Raw genomic sequence first — 24,800 nt, 5'->3', positions numbered from 1 at the left:
AAGTATTTATTCTGACTAATTTCCTATTCATAAAGACCGACAGATAGAGTACAATAGAAACAAGTACTTGAAAAGGAGAACATTATGCTATCAATCGTCGTGCCTTGTTATAACGAAGAGGAGACAGTAGATTTGTTTTACCGTGCAGTAGAGGACATCAAAGCCTTACTGCAAATGGAAATTGAATATATATTTGTGGATGATGGTTCAAACGACAAGACCATGGACAAATTACGAGCTTTGCACCAAGAGGATCCGGCTGTCCATTACATTTCCTTCTCAAGAAATTTTGGTAAAGAAGCGGCTCTTTACGCTGGACTAGAAGCCAGCAGAGGAGACTTTGTAACGGTTATGGATGCCGATTTACAAGACCCACCGGAGCTGTTACCACAGATGATGGAACGCCTACAAGAGAACCCAGACCTAGATTGCATCGGCACAAAACGCCACACCCGTACAGGGGAACCCATCGTTCGCAGTTTTTTTGCCAAACGCTTTTACTCTCTCATCAATCGCATCAGTGACACAGAAATTGTTGATGGCGCCAGAGATTTTCGTTTGATGCGCCGGCAAATGGTTGACGCCATTATCCAAGTGAGTGAAAATAACCGCTTTTCGAAGGGGATTTTTGCTTGGGTGGGTTTTAACACAGAATATATTTCTTACGAAAACCGTCAGCGGATTGCAGGCGAAACCAGTTGGAGCTTTTGGAAACTATTTAATTACTCCATTGACGGCATTGTTAACTTTTCTGATGCACCCTTAAATTTGGCATCGTTTGTTGGTGCTATCTCCTGTGTCTTTGCTAGTATCGCCTTGGTTTTCATTGTTGTGCGAACCTTAATTTTTGGTGACCCTACCAGTGGTTGGCCCTCAAGCATTTCCATCATTTTATTCATCGGTGGTATTCAACTTTTAAGTTTAGGCATATTAGGAAAATACATCGGAAAAATATTCATGGAGACCAAAAAGAGACCCATTTACATTACCAAAGAAAGAGACAAAGACTTGAATTTATAGGCATTTATGGCGGGCAAATAGTTCAGATTATTACAAAATAAAAGAGTTTTGCGGAAATCTTATCAGAAATAACGGTGTAAAGCATAGCTGACGCACAGTGGATGTTTCGGCTTCAGCCGATTACATCCACGTAGACAGCTAAGCCGTGAGACCAAGGCTCACGGCGGTGCCACCGTTATTTCTGATAAGATTTCCGCAAAACTCTTTTGTGATTTAGAAATAGATATAATTCTTTAAGGACTTTTTGTTCATATCTATGTTGTAAAAATTCTTTTACCATATTACTTAATATTTTTCATGAAAACGCCTATAATAGAAATAGGAAGTCAAAAGGAGGATTGCCTATGAACGTAACAGCTCTAAAAGAACAAATTATTGAAAAAAGTAAAGAGTTGGGCATCGACAAAATTGGCTTTGCTTCCGCAGCACCCTTTGAACACTTAGCAGAGGGAATGAAGAAATCAAAAGAATTAGGACACACATCAGGATTTGAACATCCTGTTTTAGAAGAACGATTGTATCCGGAACTTATTTTTGAGAATCCGCAAACGATTATTTCCTTAGCCCTAGCTTATCCTACCTTGCCAAGGCAGAAGCCTGAGCGAGTCAAAGGCCAAAGACGAGGAGCTTTTGCCAGAGCTTCTTGGGGCGAAGACTATCATGCTATTTTGACTAGAAAATTAGAAGCTTTAGCTAAGTTTATCCAAGAAGAAGTAGGAGATCCACAAGCGCGTTTCAAACCCATGGTAGACACCGGTGAACTGATTGATGTCCGAGTGGCTGAACGAGCCGACATTGGCTTTGTCGGCAAGAATGGACTGCTGATTACCAAGGAATTCGGTTCCTATGTCTATTTAGGAGAACTTATCACAAATATTGCTTTCCCCTTGGACAGCCCTGTAGACTATGATTGTGGTGACTGTACAAGATGTATCGACTTTTGCCCAACAGATGCTCTCTTAGGAGACGGTAGAATGAACGCTAAACGCTGCTTATCCTATCAGACTCAAACTAAGGGCTTTATGCCCAAAGAGTTTCGGCGCCCCATGGGACACGTTATTTACGGCTGTGATATTTGCCAACAAGTTTGCCCCTATAACAAAGGCAAGGACTTTCATCTACATCCGGAAATGGAGCCTTCGGTAGAAGAAACCCATCCTTTACTACAACCTCTAGTGACTATCAGCAATAAAGATTTTAAGTTACGCTTTGGCATGATGTCGGGCTCTTGGAGAGGAAAGAAACCTTTGCAACGCAATGCCATTATCGCTTTAGCCAATTTTAGAGATAAATCCGCTATCCCATTATTATTGGAAACCATGGATAAAGATCCCAGACCCGTCATCAAAGGAACAGCAGCTTGGGCAGTCAGCCAAATAATGACACAAGTTCCCGACCAAGTCATTGCTTTTTTTCAAGAACACTTAGAAAAAGCAAAACAAACACTTCTTGAAAACGAACAAATTACACCAGACGACCAAGACCTAGTTACAGAACTACAAGAAGCCCTAGACCAGCTAATAGAAAAGCAAGGCAATTAAAGTTACCAAGGGAACTAGAGGAATCAAAAACTTTTACCAACCCCTTAGCCAAAAGCACTATAACCAAAAGAAAGAGAGCCAACATGACCACAAATCACATTGTCCTATTCGAACCACAAATCCCAGCCAATACCGGAAACATCGCCCGAACCTGCGCTGCAACCAACTCCCCATTGCACCTCATCTACCCATTAGGATTCTCTGTTGATGACAAACACCTAAAAAGAGCTGGCTTAGACTACTGGAATGATGTAGACATCCATTATCATGATTCACTAGAGCATTTTCTAACCTTTGTGGGACAACGACCACTATATCTCATTACCAAGTTCGCCAATCAAACCTATGATCAAGTGGACTTAAGTCAGGCCCAAGACCAATTCTTTCTCTTTGGTAAGGAAACAACTGGCCTACCAGAAGAATTCATGAGGCAGAACCCAGAAAAATGTTTGCGACTTCCCATGGATGATACTCATGTAAGATCTTTAAATTTGTCCAACACAGTAGCCATTATAGCTTATGAAGCCTTGAGACAACAGCGTTTTCAAGGGTTAGAGATGACCCATCATTACCAGGCGGATAAATTAAAATGAGTCCAAGTGCAAAGAAATTCAAAAATACAGTAAAAATGTGATGAATTTCTCAGTTTAAATGTAAGCGATTCGCTGAAATTGATTTTTTAATCCGATATACTATAGACATAAGGAAAACGCATACAAGAATATGAGACGTCAATATTCTTGTATCGCTTCCAGATTATTTAGCAAGACAAAAACTATAGGATGGTGAATGAAATGTCAGAGAGACACCCAATTCATGTATTTTCAGAAATTGGAAGATTGAAGAAAGTTTTATTACACAGACCAGGAAAAGAATTAGAAAACCTAATGCCAGATTACCTAGAAAGGCTCTTATTCGATGATATTCCTTATTTAGAAGAAGCACAAAAAGAGCATGATGGATTTGCTCAAGTATTGCGTGACAATGGCGTTGAAGTAGTCTACTTAGAAGACTTAGCAGCAGAATCATTAACTAGCCAAGAAATTCGTGAAGCGTTCATTGATGAGTATTTAAATGAAGCAGATATTCGTGGTACCCAAACCAAAGAAGCTATCAGAAAAATTTTGTTAGCTATTGAAGATCCAAAAGAGTTAATTGAAAAAACAATGGCAGGATTCCAAAAAGTTGAAATCCCTGAAATTGAAAACAAAGGATTAACAGATCTAGTTGAATCAGACTACCCATTTGCGATTGACCCAATGCCTAACTTGTACTTTACAAGAGATCCATTTGCAACAATGGGGAACGGAGTGTCATTAAACAGAATGTACTCTGACACTAGAAATAGAGAAACTCTTTATGGTAAATATATCTTTACCCATCACCCAGAATACAAAGATGCTGACATTCCAATGGTTTATGATCGTTCAGACAGCACTCGTATCGAGGGTGGGGATGAATTAGTTCTCTCTAAAGATGTGTTAGCTGTAGGGATTTCCCAAAGAACCGATGCGGCTTCTATCGAAAAATTAATGAAAAACGTTTTCGAAAAACACTTAGGCTTTAAGAAAGTATTGGCTTTCGAAATTGCTAACAATCGTAAATTCATGCACTTAGACACTGTATTTACTATGATTGACTATGACAAATTTACTATTCACCCAGAAATTGAAGGGGACTTAAGAGTCTTCTCAGTAACACCAGGTGAAGATGGCAAATTAGTCATTCAACAAGAAACAGGCACTTTAGAAAGTATTCTTGCTTCAAACTTAGGTGTACCTTCTGTATCTCTAATTAGATGTGGTGGCGGTAATATCGTTGCTGCAGCAAGAGAACAATGGAACGATGGTTCAAACACCTTAACAATTGCACCAGGTGAAGTTGTGGTTTATGATCGTAACACTGTGACTAATAAGAAGTTAGAAGAAGCAGGAATCAAACTCCACAAAATTCGTGGAAGTGAATTGGTAAGAGGTCGTGGTGGCCCAAGATGTATGTCAATGCCACTAGTTCGTGAAGATTTATAATATCTAAAGCAATAAGGCAATAAAAACTAAAAATATGTTATCTAAGAAAGGGAGAACAATATGACACAAGTATTCCAAGGCAGAAGTTTCTTAAAAGAAATCGATTTTACAAAAGCAGAATTAGAGTATTTAATTGATTTTTCAGCACATGTTAAAGACCTTAAAAAACGCGGTATCCCACACAAATTTATGGATGGCAAAAACATTGCTTTGCTATTTGAAAAAACATCTACTCGTACTCGTGCAGCATTTACAACTGCAGCCATTGAATTAGGTGCACACCCAGAATACCTAGGTAAAAACGACATTCAATTAGGTAAAAAAGAATCTGTAGAAGATACAGCGATTGTATTAGGTAGTATGTTTGACGGTATCGAATTCCGTGGATTCAGCCAAGAAGTTGTTGAAGACTTAGCAAAATACGCTGGCGTTCCAGTATGGAATGGTCTAACAGATGAATGGCACCCAACACAAATGATTGCTGACTTCTTAACTGTTAAAGAAAACTTTGGCAAACTAGAAGGACTTACCTTAGTTTACTGTGGAGACGGCCGTAACAACGTAGCGAACAGCCTCTTAGTGACTGGTGCTATCTTAGGTGTTAACGTACGTATCTTCTCACCAAAAGAATTGTTTCCTGAAGCAGAAATTCTAGAATTAGCAGAAGGCTATGCAAAAGAAAGTGGCGCTAAACTATTAGTGACGGACAATGCAGAAGAAGCTGTTGAAGGCGCAGATATTCTTTATACAGACGTTTGGGTATCTATGGGTGAAGAAGACAAATTCGAAGAACGCGTTAACTTACTACAACCATATCAAATCAATATGGAATTAGTGGCAAAAGCTCACAATGATGATCTAATTATTCTTCACTGCTTACCAGCCTTCCATGACATTGAAACAGAATATGGCAAGAAAATCTTTGAAGAATTCGGCATCAAAGAAATGGAAATCACTGACGAAGCATTCCGTAGCAAACACGCACGTCAATTTGAACAAGCAGAAAACCGCAAACACTCAATCAAAGCTATTATGGCCTTGACTGCTGGAAATCTATACGTACCAAAAGTATAATATCTTGTTACTCCAAGAAAAAGTAAAAAAATCAATATCAATCTAACTTGTTTTTAAAAGTCATTCTGGTTTTGATCCTTGAATCAGAACGAGGATGACTTTCTTTTTTTGAAGGTCTAGTCTAAAAAAATTGGAGGTAAAGAAAATGGCTGAAAAAGTCAAGAAACAGTTTAAGATGCCGTCATCGTTTACAGTATTATTCATTATCATTGCACTTATGGCACTTTTGACCTGGTTTATTCCGGCAGGACAATATGAAACCAACGAGGCTGGTAACTTAATCGCAGGAACCTATTCTCAAGTAGATCCTAATCCGCAAGGCTTATATGAAATCTTCATGGCGCCGGTTCGAGGGATGCTGGGAACAAAGCTGACTAGCGGAGCAATTGAAGTTTCCTTCTTCATTATTATGGTTGGGGGATTCTTGGGAGTTGTTACCGAAACAGGAGCTCTTGATGTTGGGATTGCATCCGTTATCAAAAATAACAAGGGGCGTGAAAAACGCTTAATTCCAATTCTTATGTTACTATTTGCCTTAGGTGGAACAACTTATGGGATGGGAGAAGAAACAATGGCCTTCTACCCATTGTTAATTCCTGTGATGATTGGGGTAGGTTTTGACACTATTACCGCAGTATCCATCATCTTAATTGGTTCACAAATCGGTTGTTTGGCATCAACGGTAAACCCATTTGCTACAGGGGTTGCGTCACAAGCAGCCGGTATTAGTATCGGAGATGGCATTCTTTGGCGGGTTATCTTCTTTATTGTTATGTATGCTATTTCTGTAGTCTTTGTTTATCGCTATGCTAGTAAAATAGAAAAAGATCCAACTAAGTCCTATTCATACCATACAAGAGATGCTGATTTGTCGCATTTCCATGTTGAGAAAACAACTGATTCTCTATCCGGTAGACAAAAAACAGTTTTATGGTTGTTTGCTCTCACTTTTATTATTATGGTTATCAGTTTAATTCCTTGGACAGACCTAAACCCTAACTTTACTTTCTTTGAATCATTGAATGCATTCGTTGCTGGAATTCCATTTATTGGTCAATTAATTGGGCATCCAGAAGTATTGGGTATGTGGTACTTCCAAGAAATCACTATGCTCTTTATCATTATGGCTATCGTTATCGGTATGTTATATCGTATGAAAGAAGAACGTTTTATTCAAGTCTTTATTTCTGGTGCTGGAGAATTGCTAGGGGTTGCTCTAATCTGTGCAGTAGCTCGTGGTATTCAAGTAGTTATGAACGATGGTATGATTACTGCTACTATCCTACACTGGGGTGAACAAGGACTTTCAAATCTTTCATCACAAGTCTTTATTGTATTAACTTATCTCTTCTATCTACCAATGTCCTTCCTAATTCCTTCAACTTCAGGATTAGCTGGAGCAACAATGGGAATCATGGCTCCTTTAGGGGAATTTGCCAAAGTTCCTGCTCACTTAATCATCACAGCCTTCCAAGCAGCTTCAGGAATTCTAAACTTAATTACACCAACTTCCGGTATTGTTATGGGAGCGTTAGCTTTAGGTAGAATTGAATTAACTGTATGGTGGAAATATATTGCTAAATTAATCGCAGTAGTATTCGTAGCAAGTATTGCTATCTTAGTTCTCGCAACATTCTTTGTATAAACCTTATAAGTAAAATAGAACTGACCAGAAGGAGTGGAATTAGTGCAAGAATATATTAAACAAACCCATAAAGATCAATGTATTGAGGCCATTAAACGAGTCGTTAGCTTTCCATCAGTATTGAAAGAAGACGAAAACGGAACTCCTTTTGGTCAAGCTATTCAAGATGTTTTAGAAGACACCCTAGACCTCTGCCAGTCACTTGGTTTCTCAACCTACATCGATCCCAAAGGATATTATGGTTATGCCCAAGTAGGTGAAGGCGAAGAACTACTTGCTATCCTCTGTCATCTTGACGTGGTGCCAGCAGGAGATCTGAAAAAATGGGATACACCACCATTTGAAGCGCAAGTGATGGGTGACTATATTCATGGACGTGGCACGCAAGATGACAAAGGCCCGACTATGGCGGCCCTCTTTGCAGTAAAAGCCTTAATGGATGCAGGAGTTACCTTTGACAAACGAATCCGATTTATTTTTGGAACCGACGAAGAAACTCTTTGGAGATGCATGAATCGCTATAACGAGATCGAAGAAAAAGCTACCATGGGCTTTGCCCCTGACTCAGCCTTTCCTTTGACCTATGCTGAAAAAGGCCTCTTACAAATCAAATTGCATGGCGCTCCAAGTGATGTCCTTGAGTTAGAAGTTGGTGAAGCCTTCAATGTCGTACCAGGAAAAGCAACCTATTCAGGAAAATTAATTCCAGAATTAGCCTTGCAACTTGATGGATTAGGTTTTGACTATGAATTGAAGGAAGATTCTATTACAGTCATTGGGTCTTCTAAACATTCAAAAGATGCCCTAGATGGGGTAAATGCTATCATTCGTTTGGCCTATGGGTTATCTGAATTAGTAGAACACCCTGTGTTAAACTTCCTAGTCGATGAGATTGGTGAAGATGCAACAGGTGGAACTATCTTTGGAGCTATTCAAGATGGTCCGTCAGGAAGCTTAACCATGAATGTAGCTGGAGTGACTATTTCTTCTAATGCATCTGAGATTAGAATCGATATGCGTATCCCAGTCTTAGCCGACATGGACCGCTTATTAGAAGAATTAATTGAAAAAGCCAAAGAGTATGGCTTGACCTATGAAGAATTTGACTACCTAGCGCCACTATATGTTCCTTTAGATAGCTATCTAGTGAACACGCTAATGAGCGTTTACCAAGAAAAAACGGGTGATATGAGCCCAGCAGTATCTTCTGGTGGTGCAACATTTGCTAGGACTATGGATAACTGTGTAGCTTACGGTGCTGTTTTCCAGGATTCGCCAATGACCGAACACATGGAAAATGAACGGATGGCCTTGAAAGATATTTTTGGTGCCATGGACATCTATGCAGAAGCTATTGCTCGACTAGCAGGTCAGAAATAAATAAGTTTATAAACTGAATGATATAGAAGGAGTGGACGCAATGACAAAAAGAAAAATCGTAATTGCCTTAGGAGGAAATGCGATCTTATCAACAGATGCTTCAGCTAAAGCACAACAAGAAGCATTGAACCAAACGGCTAAGTATTTAGTACAATTCATTGAAAATGGAGATGAGTTGGTTGTTACACATGGTAACGGACCACAAGTTGGGAACTTACTCTTGCAACAAAGTGCTGCTGATTCTGAAAAAAATCCAGCTATGCCATTAGATACCTGTGTAGCTATGACAGAAGGAAGTATTGGCTACTGGTTACAAAATGCCCTAGTCAATGAATTGGAAAGAAAAGGCATCAAGAAAGATGTCGGTGCTTTGGTAACACAAGTGATTGTTTCTAAAGATGATCCAGCTTTTGCTAACCCAACCAAACCAATTGGGCCATTCCTAAGCAAGGAAGAAGCAGATGCACAAGCTACAGAAACAGGAGCTACCTTTAAAGAAGACGCAGGACGCGGCTATCGTAAAGTAGTGCCATCACCAAAACCAGTCGGCATTAAAGAAGTGAATGTTATCAAATCATTGATCGATGCAGGTGTTGTTGTCATTACTGCTGGTGGAGGCGGTATTCCAGTTGTGGAAGACCCAACGACTAAGCTACTTACTGGAGTAGAAGCAGTTATCGACAAAGACTTCGCAAGCCAAACACTTTCTGAGTTGATTGAAGCAGACGTGTTCATCATTTTAACCGGTGTGGAAAATGTCTTTGTTAACTATAACCAACCAAATCAAGAAAAATTAGAAAAAGTAACACCATCTCAGTTGAAACAATACATTGCTGAGAACCAATTTGCACCTGGAAGTATGCTACCAAAAGTAGAAGCAGCTATTGCCTTTATTGAAGCTTATCCAGAAGGTAAGGCGATTATCACTTCTCTAGAAAATATTGCTAGTGTTTTATCAGGAGATGGCGGAACACAAGTTGTAGCTGACTAAGCTTTACATTTAGGCTAGACAAGTGAGGCAACATGTGATAACATTGGTCTCACTATCAGTTACAAATCAAATAACCTTCGATATGAAGAGAGTACTTATCTAGACATTTTAAAGCGAGTTGGGGCGGTGAGAGCCAACAAATCACTAGATGAGGAAGCGCACTTCATTAGAAAACAGTCTGAATCAAGTAGGATTGTTCGGTACTTACCCGTTACAGTAAGTAAAGTGGTTTGCTTAGTAGATTCTGGGCAAACAAGCAGAGTGGTACCACGGGAATTCTCGTCTCTATTAATAGATATTTATCTATTAATAGGGACTTTTTTATTGGACTGAAAGAACAGAATATAACAATGGAGGAATGAAGTAGATGGATTACAAAAAAATAGTGGCAGAACAGATTTTGAAAACAGTTGGAGAGCACCTTTCGTATGAAGAAGTTTATAATCTTTTAGAAACACCAAAATATTCAGAGCATGGAGACATTGCATTTCCAGCCTTTTCTTTAGCAAAAGTGTTAAGAAAAGCACCTCAAGCGATTGCGACTGAAATTGTAGAAAACATTTCCGACCCAGCTATTGATAAGGCAGTTGCAGTTGGACCATATGCGAATGTTTTCTTAGCACGTCCTAATTTTTATGACCATGTTCTAAAAGAAGTTTTAGAAAAAGGGGACCACTTTGGTGATTGGGACTATGGACACGGAAGAAATGTTCCGGTTGACATGTCATCCCCTAACATTGCCAAACCAATGTCAATGGGACACCTACGCTCAACAGTTATCGGAAATGCCATTGCAAACTTAGAAGCGAAGGTTGGCTATAAACCAATCAAAGTTAACCATTTAGGTGACTGGGGAACTCAGTTTGGTAAACTGATTGTAGCTTACAAATTATGGGGCGATGAAGCAGCTGTTGTTGCTAATCCAATTGATGAACTCTTACGTTTATATGTTCAGTTCCATGAAGAAGCAGAGACAAACCCAGAGTTAGAGGAACAAGGTCGTGCTTGGTTCAAAAAACTAGAAGATGGGGATGAAGAAGCACAACGCTTATGGGAATGGTTTGTTGAAGAGTCTCTTGCTGAATTCAACCGTATCTATGATTTACTAGGTGTGACCTTTGACTATTACCACGGAGAATCTTTCTATAACGACAAGATGGATGTCATCATTGAACAACTAGAAAATGACAAGATTGCAACCGTAGATAATGGCGCAACCCTAGTTCATTTGGACAAATATGACCTACCACCTGCACTAATCAAAAAATCAGATGGAGCAACCCTATACATTACGCGTGACCTAGCTACAGCTGCTTACCGTAAGAAAACATTTGACTTTGCAAAATCAGTCTATGTCGTTGGTAATGAGCAATCTAACCACTTCAAACAGTTAAAAGCAGTCTTGAATGAAATGGGCTTGGAATGGCAAGAAGATATGGTTCATGTCCCATTCGGTTTGATTACTCTTGGTGGTAAAAAATTATCCACACGTAAAGGGAAAGTTGTCTTATTAGAAGGTGTTCTAAACGAAGCCATCGACTTAGCCTACCAACAAATCGAAGCGAAAAATCCAGACTTACCAAACAAAGAAGAAGTCGCTCGTCAAGTAGGGGTTGGAGCAGTTGTCTTCCATGACCTTAAAAATGACCGTTTAAATAACTTCGACTTCACTCTAGAAGAAGTTGTACAATTCGAAGGAGAAACAGGGCCATACGTACAATACACACGTGCACGTGCGATGAGCTTGTTACGCAAAGCTGACCAAGAAATCCAAGTGGGTGCAGAATTAGGCTTGTCAGATGACTATGCATGGGAAGTCTTAAAACTAATTGAAAACTACCCTAACGTGGTTAAGTTTGCTGAAAACAAATTCGAACCATCTGTTATCGCTAAATACGTTATCACATTGGCACAAGCCTTCAATAAATACTACGCAAATAGCAGAATCCTAAACGATGATGCAGAAAAGAATGCAAGATTAGCCCTAGTATCCGCAACAGCCAACATCTTAAAACAAGGCCTAGCAATTCTAGGAGTAGAATCCCCAGACGAAATGTAAAAAAACCAAGGTGTGAGGACGACTGGGTAGCTGCGCAAGAAATTTAGGAAATTCTACGGAAGCCTTGCAAAGGCTGTAGAGAATTTATCTAATTTCCAAGCAGCTAGGAGTCAGAACCTAATTAAAACCAAGGTGTGAGGACGACTGGACAGCTGCGCAAGAAATTTAGGAAATTCTACGGAAGCCTTGTAGAGGCTGTAGAGAATTTATCTAATTTCCAAGCAGCTAGGAGTCAGAACCTAATTACCAAGGTGTGAGGACGACTGTTAGAGCAGTTAATCACTATACAGATTCTAAATGTAGATACTTTAAACCATTAAAATAGCACCTGTAAGTCACACACAGAATGTTCTGTGTAGGGTTACAGGTGCTATTTTACTTTTAATTCAATCTATATTTTAAACTTATCTTTAACGTCTTCGACAAAGTCACTAGTTTTTTTGCTAACATCATCTTTGAATTCTTCTGCTTTTTTTCCAGCTTCATCAGCAAACTTAGCAGCTTCATCTTTAGCGTGTTCAGCTTTCTTTTCTAGGTCATCCTTAACTTCAGAAGCCTTCTTAGAAACGTCTTCTCCAACTTCTTTTGCTTTATCAACTACTTGGTCTTTCATTTCGTCAATCTTTTTTGTGAAATCTGACATAATAAATTCCTCCTAGAGATTATTTAACATCTTAATGATAACGCTTATTTTCTAGTATTACAAATGATAACCACTATAAAATAGCTTTCCAAAATCATTACAGTTGCAGTAAGCCCATTTAGTCTATAAAATGAAACCAAGCAGCAAAAAAAGTGCTTTTGCAATAATAAAAATGAAATGAAAATGAGGAGAACATCATGCCAGAAGAAAATAAACCTGCTACACCAAACATCTCGAAATTTGACCTAGCCTATCTAATTAGTGGTAGTGTCCTAATTATTATATGGATTTTAAGAACCTTTTTCAAAGTGGATATACCAAATACCTATTATTTCTTAGGTCTGGGTATTTCGTTATCGTTTCTAGCCCTGGCCGAGTACACACGCTACAGTAAAACAAAACGTCAATCTTCACTGTGGATATTGCTGACAAGTATCATATTGGCACTTTTTTCGTTTTTTAGAGTATTTTTCTAAAGGAGACTATAAATGAATCAAGAAGCACAAACCATTCTACAAGAATTAGAAGACCTATCGAATCCGTCACGAATAAAGCACTATCAAAAAAATAATGAACCGGAGCCATTTTTCGGTGTAATGATGGGGCCTTTGCGAAAGCTTGGTAAGGAACATGCAAAAAAAACAGATTTAGCCTTAGAACTTTGGGCAAGCAAAAATTTAGATGCACAACTCTTGGCTATCATGATGATGGAGCCAAACAAATTGAGTGAAGATGATGTAAGAAATCTGGTAGCAACGACGCAATCTTTGACGGTGTTGGATGAGTTGATTAGCAAGGTTATCTCCAAAAGAGACGATGCTCAGTCTTGGAAAGAAGAGTTTTTAGCCAGTGACTCAGAACTCATGCAGCGACTGGGGTGGGGCTTGGAAGTTCGATATATTGTGTCGAAGAAAGCTAGCCAAGCTGACTTGGAAGCCATCTTTGCAAGAATTAAAAGAGAATTACAAACGGCACCAGAACTAGTTCAGTGGACCATGAATCGTGCCTTGGTGGAAATAGGGGTTACTTATGATGAGTGGACAGAAGCTTGCATTGCTTTGGGACATGAGTTGAATGTCTTAAAAGGTATCCCAGTACCACCGGGCTGTACATCACCATTTGCACCAGAGTGGATTACGGTTGCACGGAAGAATAAGGAAGCACGAGCAAGGAAACAATCATAAGGCTATAAAAATAGTATGATTTAAATTTAGTACAAATTTAGTAAAAACCATGCAAAAGGGCATGGTTTTTTTGTATACCATTTTACAATGAAGTTTAATAGAATTTACTGAACTTGTATGAAAAAAACTTCACAAAAATATAGTTTTATGATAGTATTGTGATAAAATAGGAAAAATATAGAATTATAATACTGATTAATCAAAAATATGTCTATAAAATGACACAATTAGAAATAGTTTATAATTTTTATAGCTATTTATGTAAGGTGTTTACTTACAAATAATGGGAGACATTGAATATAGTTACGTAAAATAGCCGAACATAAAACTAAAAAGGATGATGAAAATGAAAACGAAAAAAACATTTCAAGTAGTATTCCTAGGGATAGTGCTGTTACTAATATCCACGGCTTGTACGGCCATTTCCCAACTACCACTCCCAAGTAGAAAAGACCTAGAAGACAGATTCGACAAGCTAGGAGACATCTACCCAACGAAAAATTTTGAAGACCTATATGATAAGTTTCCTAATGGGTTCAAGATAAATCACTACTTTTTTGAGTTTCATGGGAATATAGTTCATGTATATAAAGTGAAAATTAACGGTGATTCTGTTAATCGCACATATAGTGGAATCGTAGAATTGGAAATTGAAACGTCAGACCCATTGGAAACCATTAGTATATCTACGTATGAAATTAATACAATAGTTAATAACCGAGTAGAAATCACTGCCGATGAAGAACTGAAGAAAAAGGTGAATGATTTAGAGTTTTTATTCTTACATTTTACACTCAATCGAGAAAAACTGGCTACCCTACCCTTTGATTCAAGGTTCGAGAGTCCAGCCTCAAGAGATACTATGCTTTATTACACGATAGATGATGAGTATATAAATCAGTATTTTAATGTTAGTGAAGAAGAAGCTGAAAATAAAGTAAGATTATTGCTTCAAGGGCAACAAAGTAGCCTTAGAAAAAATGAATATTATTCGAGCGTTAGTTTAGATATAAAAAGGGGAAGAGCGCTGTTGATTGAAAGAATAGAAGGGTGGTAAAAAGATGGAAAAGACAAGTTTTGTTATGAATAGTAGTTACAAGATTGAAGATCTATTGATTGAAGGGATAAGGACAGAAGATCAAATAAAATTTGAATTTGATATACACCCATTCCTGCGCTACCTACACAGCAGCCACAATGTCGAAACAGGTATGACGGGAGTAGCCTTCGAGGACACCGTAACCAAGGAAATCATAATAGGCTACGCAGGAACCAATACAACGAATGACGCATGGAACGACATCCGAACAGACGTGGTGGACATCTTTGCAGGAGCAGGAGGTCACTATCAATCAGCCTTTGACTTTTACGAAGAAGTCAAAAACAGCTACGGCGATCGCATCACCACCGTAACCGGACACTCGCTAGGTGGCAACTATACGCCCAAACGGAGTGGTGCATAACAAGGCAAGCAGTTTACCTTTCCAAAGAAACCAATACATAAAACTAAAAAGGATGATGAAAATGAAGATGAAAAAAACAAGTCAAGTATTCCTCCTAGGGATAGTGCTGTTACTAATATCCACGGCCTGTACAGCCATTTCACAACTGCCACTCCCAAGTAGAAAAGACCTAGAAGACAGATTCGACAAGCTAGGAGACATCTACCCAACGAAAAATTTTGAAGACCTGTATGATAAGTTTCCTAATGGGTTCAAGATAGATGACTATTATTACGAGTATCACGGCGATATAGTCCATGTGTATAATGTTAGAATTGAGGGGGACTCCATTAATCGAACGTTTAGCGGAACTGTAGAGCTAGAGATTGAGAAGATAGAACCTTTAGAAACGATTAGTATATCCACTTACGAAATCACAAATATTGTTAATAATCGAGTAGAAATTACTGCCGATGAAGAACTGAAGAAAAAGGTGAATGATTTAGAGTTTTTATTCTTACATTTTACACTTAATCAAGAAAAGTTGGCTACCTTACCTTTTGACTCGAAGTTTGAGAGTCCAGTCTCAAGAGACACCATGCTGACTTATTCAATAAATGATGACTATATCAACCAGTATTTTAATGTTAATGAAAAGGAAATCGATAAAGTAAGATTGTTGCTTCAAGGACAACAAAGTAGTCTTAGAAAAGATCAATATTATTCAAGCATTAGTTTAGGTATAAGAGGAGAGAAAGCAATGTTGTTAGAAAGAATAGAAGGGTGGTAAAAAGATGGAAATAACAAGTTACGTAATGGACAGTAGTTATAAGATTGAAAAATTGTTGATTGAAGGGGGATGGACTGAAGAAGAAGAAATTAAACGTGAATATAATATACACCCATCCCTGCGCTACCTACACAGCAGCCACAATGTCGAAACAGGTATGACGGGAGTAGCCTTCGAAGACACCACAACCAAGGAAATCATAATAGGCTACGCAGGAACCAATACAACGAATGACGCATGGAACGACATCCGAACAGACGTGGTAGATATCTTTGCAGGAGCAGGAGGTCACTATCAATCAGCCTTTGATTTTTACGAAGAAGTCAAAAACCGCTACGGCGATCGTATTACCACAGTAACCGGACACTCGCTAGGTGGCAACTACGCCCAGATGGTTGCCATAGAATACAACATTCCAAATGGCGTAGTCTATAACTCTGCGCCTTTGTATTTGGGCACAACTGAACTAGTTAAAGGAGGTATGAATCTATACAATGCTTCAAGACAACCGTATTTAGCACATATTCATACAAAGGATATCCAGAAACTTCTAGTTGTTGAAAATAAGATAAACAATTATACAGGTGACATGGTTAGAATACGGTCTAAAGATGACATCTTAAATGTAGGTTCAGAAGTAGGATTAGGGTACTCTTGATGTTGAAGATAAAGACGATATGTTAAATGAAGTTTGCGATATGATCGATGAACATGACTTAGCTAATATGCGTGAGCTAAGAAGATTTATAAAAGAACATGGTTCCAAATATAATTTACCGAGTATGAAAATTATAAATTCTGTATTACGTTCTCACACAGGATTGATTAGATTATATTTTGATGCTGTTTATCAAGAAAGAAAATATGGTAGATACAATGTTGATAAAGAAACTGGAGAAATAAAATAAAATGTGAAAGTAGGTTTTTGTATGGTATCTGTTACTCAAAGGATTAAACAAATTAAGCAACCAAGAGGAGGTTATATTCCGCCTAAAAATTTTCAAAAAATAGAAATGATTAACTCTGAAGAACTTGATAAAGAGGAAAATATTCATGCTTCTTTAATGGGGTTAGCAGTTGATTATTTGTCTAGATTTATTAATGGTTCAACAGTTGCTGAAGCATTTGAAATATCATTGCGAGGAGCTTCATTATTAAGTGTTGATGAATTGAGAAAAGCTGAAAAATTAGCGGAAAATATTTTAGGATTAGATGAAAATTCAATTATTTCTGCTTGTAAACTTGTTGGGTATGATGTTGTTTTTAGGGCTGGAAAAATGGGATACAAGCCTGTAGAATATATTATTCCTGATAAAAATACTATAAATAATATTAGGATAATGGTTGAACGTTCTATTAAATTCTTTTCTGAATATGGTCCTATTATAAGTGATGGATTTACTTTTGAAGGTGGTTATACAGGTTTGATTGATTCAGGAGATGGTGATTTTTTAACTGAAGATACACTTTGGGATTTTAAAGTTTCGAAATCAAATATTACAACTGCCCATACTTTACAATTAATGATTTATTATTTAATGGGAACTCATTCTATTCATGATGAATTTAATTCGATTAATAAAATTGGAGTGTTTAATCCTAGATTGAATATTGTTTATATATTAGATATTTCAAAAATATCAGAAGCTCTTATTTTTGAAATAGAAACTGAAGTTATAGGATATTAATTATTTGGTAATCGTCAAAAGGCGATTACCTTTTTTATTCTTTTTTATTTTTTCGGAAATTGGCAATTTAGCCACCGCCGAAAAAATAAAAGCAGCGAATGTAAATTTGAAAAAATTACATTGCTGTAAGGCTAAAAAAAGTAAGGATCATAAATTGCCTAAAGGCGATTTATTCCGTACGTTTTAGCTCGACTGCTTGCAGGAGAAAAGCCCTCGGCAGAGCACGTTCTCTTGGTACAAGAGTATAACGTGCTATACTCTCATAAAATGCGAGTATCAAAAAAGAGACCGAGGTGCTGAAAATGGAGTTAGCTTGGAATGCTCAAAAGAATCAAATGAGTGATGTCAAAGGCAAGGAAATGGAACAAGAAAGAAAAGGAAAAATATCAAATGAAGATATTGATCTAGAGAAAACAAAACATAATTATGACTTAGTTGATTCAGATGAAAATTTATATAACCAAGTAAAAAATAGAGTAGCTGCGTTAAAAGAATCTGGTTCACGAGTTCAAAAAAATTCTGTTGTTATGTACTCAAATATTTTAACCGTTTCAGTTGAACAAGCGAAAATTTGGGGAGAAGAAAAAACAGATGATTATTTTAAAGCGTGCTATGAATTTTTTTCTGAAGAGTTTGGAAAAGAAAATGTCGTCAGTGCAAAAATACATAAAGACGAAACCGCTCCTCATATGCATTTACATTTTGTTCCAGTCAATAAAGAAAACGGAAAATTACAAGCTCGCATTTCGATGAACAAAGCAAAAATAAATTATATTCATGATGAACTGCCTAAGTTTTTACAAGAAAGAGATTTTGAAGTAGAACGTGGTGCAGGGAAGAAAGAAAAGAACATTGAAGATATTCACGAATATAAAGAAGTGCAGCAACTAAAAAAAGAAGTGGAAAGGCAAAAACGAGGATTAAATAAAGAGTTAGATGGAATAACAGTTGCTAAAGAACCGTTAGTTAATTTATCTGAAATAGATAAAAGAAAGCATGAAAAAGGAATTATTAATAAACGAATTGAGTTATCTGTTGATGATTTTCAAAGTTTATCAAAAATGGGATTAGAAAATGTTAAATTGAGAAAAAAATATACAAAATTATATGATAAAAAAGAAGAATTTAAAGAAGCGTATAATCATTTATATGACAACAAGACAGAATTAGAAAATAAAATAAATAAACTAAATCAAGAGATAAATAATCAAGAAGATCAAATAGATGATTTGAAGAAAAGCCTAGATAAAGAAATAGACAAAAAAATTATTTATGCAGATATTTTAAAAAATGATTTTAAGATAACTGATATTAGTAATAAAGAGATTAGCGCTCGTATGCTGTTACGTGATATTGAAAGCGGAGAGAAGCCTAGTAATAAAAAACAAGCACAGTCATGGAAAGAAACTTTGGAAGACGCTAGAGAGTCTAGAATTGAGCCTACACGACTTGAGCGAGCGATTGAGATGGTTCAAGAAATGCTACAACGTTTTATAGAACAAGTTAAAAAAAGAAGTCGTGGACCAAGAAGATAATTTAAAGCTCAAAATAATGAGTTTTAAGATGATTTAGGTTGTTTTCGGTTAGTTGTCGGCACAATCGTAAAAACACGGTAGAGAAGCGAGAATGGAGCCTGTAAGGCGACTGGTAGCGGAACGGACGTGTTAGATTGTATGAGCCGATAACTGACTGAAAACAACCGTCTATTTTGTTCTGGTCTCCATTCGGTGTGAAAGAGGCTCTAGGGGATTTTAAGGGGAAAGAATTTCCCTATGTATATAGCAGTGCTTTTTTATTACAACTCTTTTTTAACAGTGTTAGTTCTGGCATCCATTCCTTTGTATGTAGTATTGTCTATGATAGTCACACCATTGTTTCGGCATCGACTTAATGAAAAGTTTAGAACTGGTTCAGAAGTTAGTTCTTACTTGGTAGAGTCTATTCAAGGTGTTCAAACAATAAAATCCTACGCACTAGAAAATAAAATTCAAGATAGGTGGGGACAGCTTCAAGCAAACTATGTCACCTCTAGCTACAAGATAAATCTACTATCCTCAAGTTCATCGGGAGTAGCTCAATTTATTCAAAAAATCTTTGATCTGACTTTACTGTATTTTGGAGCTAAGCTTGTATTAGAAGGGCAGTTTTCAATAGGGCAACTGGTTGCCTTTAGAATGTTATCTTCTCGAATTAGTGGACCTGTTTTACGATTGGTTCAACTTTGGCAAGAATATCAACAAGCTAATCTATCCGTTGAAAAAATCGGTGACATCTTCAATAGCCCAGTAGAAATCAAAGATGAAATGGGTCAAAAGTTACAACTACCTGAACTAAAAGGGAAAATTAATTTTGATAAGGTTCATTTTAGATATAGGCTGGATGCTTCTGAAGCGGTGAAAGATTTGTCTTTTTCAATTGAAGCGGGAACAGTTGTCGGTTTGGTCGGGAGAAGTGGTTCGGGCAAGAGCACCGTTGCAAAACTGATTCAAAAGCTCTATATACCTGAAAGAGGGAAGGTTAGCATAGATGGTATGGATGTTTCTTTGATGAATGCTGACCAGTTACGCAGACAAATTGGTGTGGTACTGCAAGAAAACTTTATGTTTACCGGAAGTGTTAGAGAAAATATTGCCATTCGAGGCGACTACGCTAGCATGGAGGAGATTATGGCTGCTGCCAAAATTGCGGGAGCCCATGACTTTATTCTGCAATTGCCTAATGGCTATGATACGATTATTGGAGAAAAGGGGCTAGGCTTATCAGGTGGTCAAAAACAACGGATCGCCATTGCAAGAGCAATTCTGCCAAATCCTAAAATTCTACTATTTGACGAGGCGACTTCCGCCTTAGATTATGAGTCGGAAAGCATTATTCAAGAGAACTTGAAAGAAATCTGTAAAGGGCGTACCGTAATGATTATCGCACATAGACTTTCTACCTTGCGTGATGCTCAAAAAATAATGGTCTTGGATCAAGGTAGTATTCTTGAACAAGGAAGTCATGAAGAATTACTTAGAGCAGACGGTCTATGCGCATCCTTCTACCATCAACAGAATAGGTTGGTGAGCATATGAAAACTAATAAATTCATTGATTTTTTTAAAAAGATTGAAAGAAAAGACAATGACAAATTGATTTTGGATTTTATGCCCCAATACATGGAGATTATTGAACGCCCTCCAAACAAATCTTCAAAGGTTATCATAGGATTGCTAGTATCCTTGATTTTTTGTTTCATAGCTTGGGCATCATTTTCAAAGGTGGATGTCATTGTATCAGGTCAAGGAATGGTTGTATCACATGAGGGGATTGCGCAAGTAAAGCCTTTATATCCTGGTCAATTAGTGATGGTTTCAACATCAGAAGGACAACAAGTAAAAACAGGGCAAGTGTTAGCAAAGTTGGTTGACAAGCAGTTGGAATTTGAAATAAAAGAACTTGAAACAAGCTTACACATCATGAAAATTCAAAAAGAAGTATATCAAACTTTAGATATGGATATTGCAACAGCTATAGCAATTGAGAATTATAGTGAAATGGAGCAGCCCTTTGTCAATGCAATTCTAGCTGAAAACGACTACTATCGAAAGCAAAGTCAGATCGGAAATAGCAGTTTGGTTTTAGCACAATACAAAATGATTCGCCATTCAAAAATAGCTGAATTAGATGGGCAGATGAGTCAGATACTTGCACGTTTAACTAATCAATATAGTCATCAAGAGGCGCTTACACTACATGCTCCAATTGAAGGAACTGTACAATCAATCATAGAATCTCCGTATGGACAAGCTGTGGGCGTTGATGACATTGTTGCAACTATTGTTCCATTTTCAAAAGATTTAGTCTTTGAAGGGTATCTTTCTGATAAGGATAGGGGATCTATCATTAAAGATATGCCGGTTGAGGTTAAGCTACAGGCCTATTCTTATCAAGATTATGGAACTATAGTTGCTAGATTGGATTATATTAGTCCAGCTGCTATTCTTACTGAAAAAGGGGAGGTAGTATATAAATTCAAAGCAATACTAGATCCTAGTAGTTTAGAAAAATTCCCACAATTGGGCCCAGGTATGTCAGGTGTCGCCGAACTTAAATTAGGTGAAAGAACAGTGCTAGATTATTTCTTAGAGCCTATTACAAAGCCTTTTTCAACTGGTTTTAAAGAAAAATGAAAAACTTCTAATAAAGCATTGACAAGCTGCAACCAAACTGTAATAATAGTGACAATAAAACTAAGAAAAGGAGCCGAGACTAATGACACTGTATGGTAAGCAAATTCAAGCACAATTGAATACGCGCTGGCAAAGCCACTAGATACAGGTTGTTCTTTTGCTACTTTTTTAGTACATAGATGCAACCTTTACGATTCGTGTAAAATTGTATCTATGTGGTGACCACTTTTGAACGAACTCAACCACGTAGACACGCAAGCTACGTGGTTTTTTTGTATCTATTTTACAAGAGACCACTTTATAAAAGGGGTCTTTTTTCATTTTATTGAGTTCGTTCGCCAAAAACATATTAAAGGGGATTTTTACATGAAAAATAAACGATTAGTTATTGGTTTTGGTCTATTGATTACAGCATTACTGGCTTATGCCTTTATTCGATCTTCGCAGCAGAGTAAGCCTGATTCTGAGCAAACGCCATCTTCTGAGAGCTCCATTTCTCAGGGGGCGAGCCAAGAAAAGTCGCTCAAGTTAGGTGTTTTGCAGCTCCTATCTCATCCGGCTCTAGATGCTATCTATCAGGGCTTGCAGGATGAGTTGGATAAGGAAGGCTTTAAAGATGGGGAGAATTTGACCTTGGATTTGCAAAATGCACAGGGCGACCAGAGTAACTTGGCGACCATGAGCAACAAGTTGGTGTCGGATAAGAGCGATATCATTGTTGCCATCACCACACCGGCTACCTTATCCCTTGCTAATGTCACCAAGGATATCCCAATTGTTATGGCTGGGATTACCTATCCGGTTGAAGCGGGACTTATCTCTAGCGAAGCAAAACCTGGAAACAACATTACGGGGGTTAGCGACCGTACGCCAATCAAGCAACAGCTAGAGTTGATGAAAGAAATTGTGCCTAACCTTTCTACTATTGGAATTCTCTATACCTCTAGTGAGGATAATTCGGTTAAGCAAGCGGAAGAAGCTCAAGCCTTCGCCAAAGAACTAGGCTTAGAAGTCAAAATAGCAACCATCGCCAATACCAATGACATCCAACAGGTCAGTGAGAGTTTGGCTAGCCAAGTGCAAGCCATCTTTATTCCAATTGACAACACTATCGCTTCAGCTATGTCGACAGTTGTCAAAGTCACAGATCAGGCTAAGGTCCCTGTTTTTCCATCTGCGGATACCATGGTGGCTGATGGAGGTGTCCTAGGATTAGGAGTTGACCAATACCAAATCGGTGTTGAGGCTGCCAAAATGGTCATTGCCATTTCCAAGGGGGCTAATCCAGCTGATACACCGATTGTTATTGCCAATGCTGGTGTTATTTATCTAAACCAAGCTAAGGCAGATCAGTTAGGCTTGGTTATTCCAGATACGATTAAATCAAAAGCCCAATTAGTTGGGCCGGCTGCTAACCAATAGAAGAAGGAGGGTCATTATGGACCTAATTGTTTCGTCCATTTCTCAAGGGATTCTTTGGGGGATTCTATCGCTAGGAATTTTTATTAGTTTTAGGGTATTAAATATTGCGGATATGACCACAGAGGGAACATATCCATTAGGAGCTGCAACTTGTGTCATGTTGATTCAACAAGGGGTTCATCCCTTAGTAGCAACACTAGCAGCACTCATCACGGGAGGATTGGCAGGGTTAGTAACGGGCTTGTTGATTACAGTCTGTAAGATCCCTAGTCTACTTGCAGGCATTTTAACCATGACGGGTCTTTTATCCATCAACTTGCGCATTATGGGCAGACCTAACCTTAATCTAGCTGACAAAGCAACAATCTTTGATGGTTTGAATGGGCTTCATTTGCCACCATATTTTGATATTATTTTTATGGGAATTTTTATCGTTGCTTTAATTATTCTACTCATGTATGTATTTTTCTCAACAGAGATTGGTCAAGCTTTGATTGCTACAGGAGACAATCCTTTAATGGCAGCTTCATTGGGGATTTCAACCAAGTCTATGACTGTTTTTGGGCTAATCTTGTCCAACAGCTTAGTGGCGCTAACTGGTGCTATTCTATCTCAAAATAATGGCTATGCGGATGTTAATAGTGGTCTAGGCACCATCGTTATCGCTCTTGCTGCTATCATCATTGGGGAAGTTATTTTTGGAGATGTTTCCTTTTTCCTTCGACTCATCTGTATCATATTTGGGTCCATTATTTACCGGTTGTTATTAATGTTGGTTCTACAAATTCCCTTTATTCAAACCAACGACTTTAAGCTCTTATCTGCCATCTTAATCGCAGCTTGTCTAACCATTCCACAAGCTAAATCTTGGTTGGATCGCATCAGTAAAAGACAAGTAAGAGGGGGGCGATCTCTATGACGTATATTACGATAAAAGATCTTGAAAAAACCTTCTTTCCCAACACCAACCGAGAACATAAGGCGCTAAGAGGTATTAATCTAACCATTGAAAAGGGAGACTTTATTACCATTGTAGGTGGAAATGGTGCCGGAAAATCAACGCTACTGAATGCCTTGGCGGGTTCTCTGCCAGTAGACAAGGGTCAGATAATCATGCAAGAAACCAATATGACCAACCTACCAGAGCACAAACGAGCAAAATTCATCAGTCGTGTTTTCCAAAATCCACTCCAAGGAACCGCACCAAGAATGACGGTTGCCGAAAATATGTCACTGGCTTTTAGACGAGGCAAGTTTCGTGGTCTAAAACAAGGATCAAGTTTGGCCGAGCGTCAGCAGTTCCAAGAACTCTTAGCAAAACTAGATTTAGACTTGGAAGGTCGTTTAGATGCGGAGATGGGTCTTTTATCAGGTGGGCAGCGGCAAGCCATTGCCTTACTGATGGCAACAATGATTGAACCTAAGCTCTTGCTTTTGGATGAACATACTGCGGCCCTAGATCCAAAAACTCAGATGAAAATCATGAAATTAAGCCAAGAAACCATTGAGCAGCACCATCTAACAACCTTTATGATTACTCATAACCTCCAAGATGCTCTCCAATACGGAAACCGCATGATTGTTATGCACCAAGGGCAGATTGTAGCTGACTATCAAGGAGAAGCCAAGCAAGACATGACAGTTCACCAATTGTTTGATGAGATGAACGCCTTAGAATATCAATAAGCATTAATAAAAAAAACACAACTTGATTTCGAGTTGT

The 24,800-nt window shown here is 38.0% G+C and carries 23 protein-coding genes, 1 pseudogene and 1 other annotated feature; of the genes and pseudogenes, 23 read left to right on the top strand and 1 reads right to left on the bottom strand.

Annotation, left to right across the window (positions count from 1 at the left end):
- Positions 1–81: 81 nt before the first annotated feature.
- The 9 genes from NPA36_RS03200 to argS all read left to right on the top strand — a co-directional run bounded on the left by NPA36_RS03200 (position 82) and on the right by argS (position 11,737).
- Positions 82–1,020 (top strand): glycosyltransferase family 2 protein, encoded by a 939-nt coding sequence (locus NPA36_RS03200; RefSeq protein WP_256944808.1) that lies wholly within the window; start codon positions 82–84, stop codon positions 1,018–1,020.
- Between the two features lie 344 nt (positions 1,021–1,364).
- Positions 1,365–2,561, top strand: coding sequence for a tRNA epoxyqueuosine(34) reductase QueG (gene queG / locus NPA36_RS03195; RefSeq protein WP_256944660.1), 1,197 nt, complete (start codon positions 1,365–1,367; stop codon positions 2,559–2,561).
- Positions 2,562–2,644: 83 nt separating this feature from the next.
- Positions 2,645–3,154, top strand: coding sequence for a tRNA (uridine(34)/cytosine(34)/5-carboxymethylaminomethyluridine(34)-2'-O)-methyltransferase TrmL (gene trmL / locus NPA36_RS03190; protein ID WP_256944659.1), 510 nt, complete (start codon positions 2,645–2,647; stop codon positions 3,152–3,154).
- A 201-nt stretch (positions 3,155–3,355) separates the two neighbouring features.
- Entirely contained in the window at positions 3,356–4,588 is a 1,233-nt protein-coding gene (arcA, locus tag NPA36_RS03185) for an arginine deiminase (protein WP_256944658.1), read from the top strand.
- A gap of 60 nt (positions 4,589–4,648) precedes the next feature.
- Positions 4,649–5,662, top strand: a complete 1,014-nt coding sequence (gene argF, locus NPA36_RS03180) for an ornithine carbamoyltransferase (RefSeq protein WP_256944657.1) — start codon at positions 4,649–4,651, stop codon at positions 5,660–5,662.
- A 145-nt stretch (positions 5,663–5,807) separates the two neighbouring features.
- Entirely contained in the window at positions 5,808–7,307 is a 1,500-nt protein-coding gene (locus tag NPA36_RS03175; RefSeq protein ID WP_256944656.1) for a YfcC family protein, read from the top strand.
- A gap of 42 nt (positions 7,308–7,349) precedes the next feature.
- Positions 7,350–8,687, top strand: a complete 1,338-nt coding sequence (locus tag NPA36_RS03170) for a dipeptidase (RefSeq protein WP_256944655.1) — start codon at positions 7,350–7,352, stop codon at positions 8,685–8,687.
- Between the two features lie 40 nt (positions 8,688–8,727).
- Positions 8,728–9,678 carry a carbamate kinase gene (gene arcC, locus NPA36_RS03165; RefSeq protein ID WP_256944654.1) on the top strand — a complete coding sequence of 317 codons (951 nt, stop codon included), beginning with the start codon at positions 8,728–8,730 and terminating at the stop codon, positions 9,676–9,678.
- Positions 9,679–9,748: 70 nt separating this feature from the next.
- Positions 9,749–9,968: a binding site (T-box leader), on the top strand.
- A 77-nt stretch (positions 9,969–10,045) separates the two neighbouring features.
- Positions 10,046–11,737 (top strand): arginine--tRNA ligase, encoded by a 1,692-nt coding sequence (gene argS / locus NPA36_RS03160; RefSeq protein WP_256944653.1) that lies wholly within the window; start codon positions 10,046–10,048, stop codon positions 11,735–11,737.
- A 391-nt stretch (positions 11,738–12,128) separates the two neighbouring features.
- Here the strand turns inward: argS and NPA36_RS03155 are convergent, their stop codons facing one another.
- On the bottom strand, positions 12,129–12,380 hold the full coding sequence (locus NPA36_RS03155) for a hypothetical protein (RefSeq protein ID WP_256944652.1): 252 nt from the start codon (positions 12,378–12,380) through the stop codon (positions 12,129–12,131).
- A gap of 197 nt (positions 12,381–12,577) precedes the next feature.
- On the opposite strand from NPA36_RS03155, the gene NPA36_RS03150 reads away from it, so the two are divergent.
- From NPA36_RS03150 to NPA36_RS03085, 14 genes and pseudogenes are all read left to right on the top strand, one after another.
- Complete coding sequence (locus NPA36_RS03150; RefSeq protein WP_256944651.1) at positions 12,578–12,856, top strand: hypothetical protein; 279 nt, start codon at positions 12,578–12,580, stop codon at positions 12,854–12,856.
- 12 nt (positions 12,857–12,868) lie between these two features.
- On the top strand, positions 12,869–13,564 hold the full coding sequence (locus NPA36_RS03145) for a DNA alkylation repair protein (protein ID WP_256944650.1): 696 nt from the start codon (positions 12,869–12,871) through the stop codon (positions 13,562–13,564).
- Positions 13,565–13,910: 346 nt separating this feature from the next.
- Positions 13,911–14,621 carry a hypothetical protein gene (locus NPA36_RS03140; RefSeq protein WP_256944649.1) on the top strand — a complete coding sequence of 237 codons (711 nt, stop codon included), beginning with the start codon at positions 13,911–13,913 and terminating at the stop codon, positions 14,619–14,621.
- A gap of 4 nt (positions 14,622–14,625) precedes the next feature.
- Positions 14,626–15,027 (top strand): alpha/beta hydrolase family protein, encoded by a 402-nt coding sequence (locus NPA36_RS03135; protein WP_256944648.1) that lies wholly within the window; start codon positions 14,626–14,628, stop codon positions 15,025–15,027.
- Positions 15,028–15,088: 61 nt separating this feature from the next.
- Entirely contained in the window at positions 15,089–15,796 is a 708-nt protein-coding gene (locus NPA36_RS03130) for a hypothetical protein (protein ID WP_256944647.1), read from the top strand.
- Positions 15,797–15,800: 4 nt separating this feature from the next.
- Positions 15,801–16,454, top strand: a complete 654-nt coding sequence (locus tag NPA36_RS03125) for an Mbeg1-like protein (RefSeq protein ID WP_328516868.1) — start codon at positions 15,801–15,803, stop codon at positions 16,452–16,454.
- Positions 16,447–16,704, top strand: a pseudogene (locus NPA36_RS03120) (replication protein); the annotation flags it as partial. The gene NPA36_RS03125 and the pseudogene NPA36_RS03120, both read left to right, overlap by 8 nt.
- 21 nt (positions 16,705–16,725) lie before the next feature.
- Positions 16,726–17,484: a hypothetical protein gene (locus NPA36_RS03115; RefSeq protein ID WP_256944646.1), complete on the top strand. Its 759-nt coding sequence runs from the start codon at positions 16,726–16,728 to the stop codon at positions 17,482–17,484.
- Positions 17,485–17,786: 302 nt separating this feature from the next.
- Positions 17,787–19,019: a MobV family relaxase gene (gene mobV / locus NPA36_RS03110; protein ID WP_256944645.1), complete on the top strand. Its 1,233-nt coding sequence runs from the start codon at positions 17,787–17,789 to the stop codon at positions 19,017–19,019.
- 237 nt (positions 19,020–19,256) lie between these two features.
- The gene (locus NPA36_RS03105; RefSeq protein WP_256944644.1) at positions 19,257–20,558 is read left to right on the top strand and encodes a peptidase domain-containing ABC transporter; all 1,302 of its coding nucleotides are present in this window, start codon (positions 19,257–19,259) and stop codon (positions 20,556–20,558) included.
- On the top strand, positions 20,555–21,655 hold the full coding sequence (locus NPA36_RS03100; protein ID WP_256944643.1) for an HlyD family efflux transporter periplasmic adaptor subunit: 1,101 nt from the start codon (positions 20,555–20,557) through the stop codon (positions 21,653–21,655). The genes NPA36_RS03105 and NPA36_RS03100 overlap by 4 nt, the downstream gene beginning before the upstream one ends.
- A gap of 366 nt (positions 21,656–22,021) precedes the next feature.
- On the top strand, positions 22,022–23,077 hold the full coding sequence (gene trpX, locus NPA36_RS03095) for a tryptophan ABC transporter substrate-binding protein (protein WP_256944642.1): 1,056 nt from the start codon (positions 22,022–22,024) through the stop codon (positions 23,075–23,077).
- Between the two features lie 16 nt (positions 23,078–23,093).
- Entirely contained in the window at positions 23,094–23,996 is a 903-nt protein-coding gene (locus NPA36_RS03090; RefSeq protein WP_256944641.1) for an ABC transporter permease, read from the top strand.
- Positions 23,993–24,763: an ABC transporter ATP-binding protein gene (locus NPA36_RS03085; RefSeq protein WP_256944640.1), complete on the top strand. Its 771-nt coding sequence runs from the start codon at positions 23,993–23,995 to the stop codon at positions 24,761–24,763. The genes NPA36_RS03090 and NPA36_RS03085 overlap by 4 nt, the downstream gene beginning before the upstream one ends.
- Positions 24,764–24,800 lie beyond the last annotated feature (37 nt).

It is taken from the genome of Granulicatella seriolae, from assembly GCF_024543085.1.
Classification (GTDB): Bacteria; Bacillota; Bacilli; order Lactobacillales; family Aerococcaceae; genus Granulicatella; species Granulicatella seriolae.
Note: the sequence above shows the minus strand (reverse complement) of the source record. Positions and strands in the feature narration are given on the sequence as shown.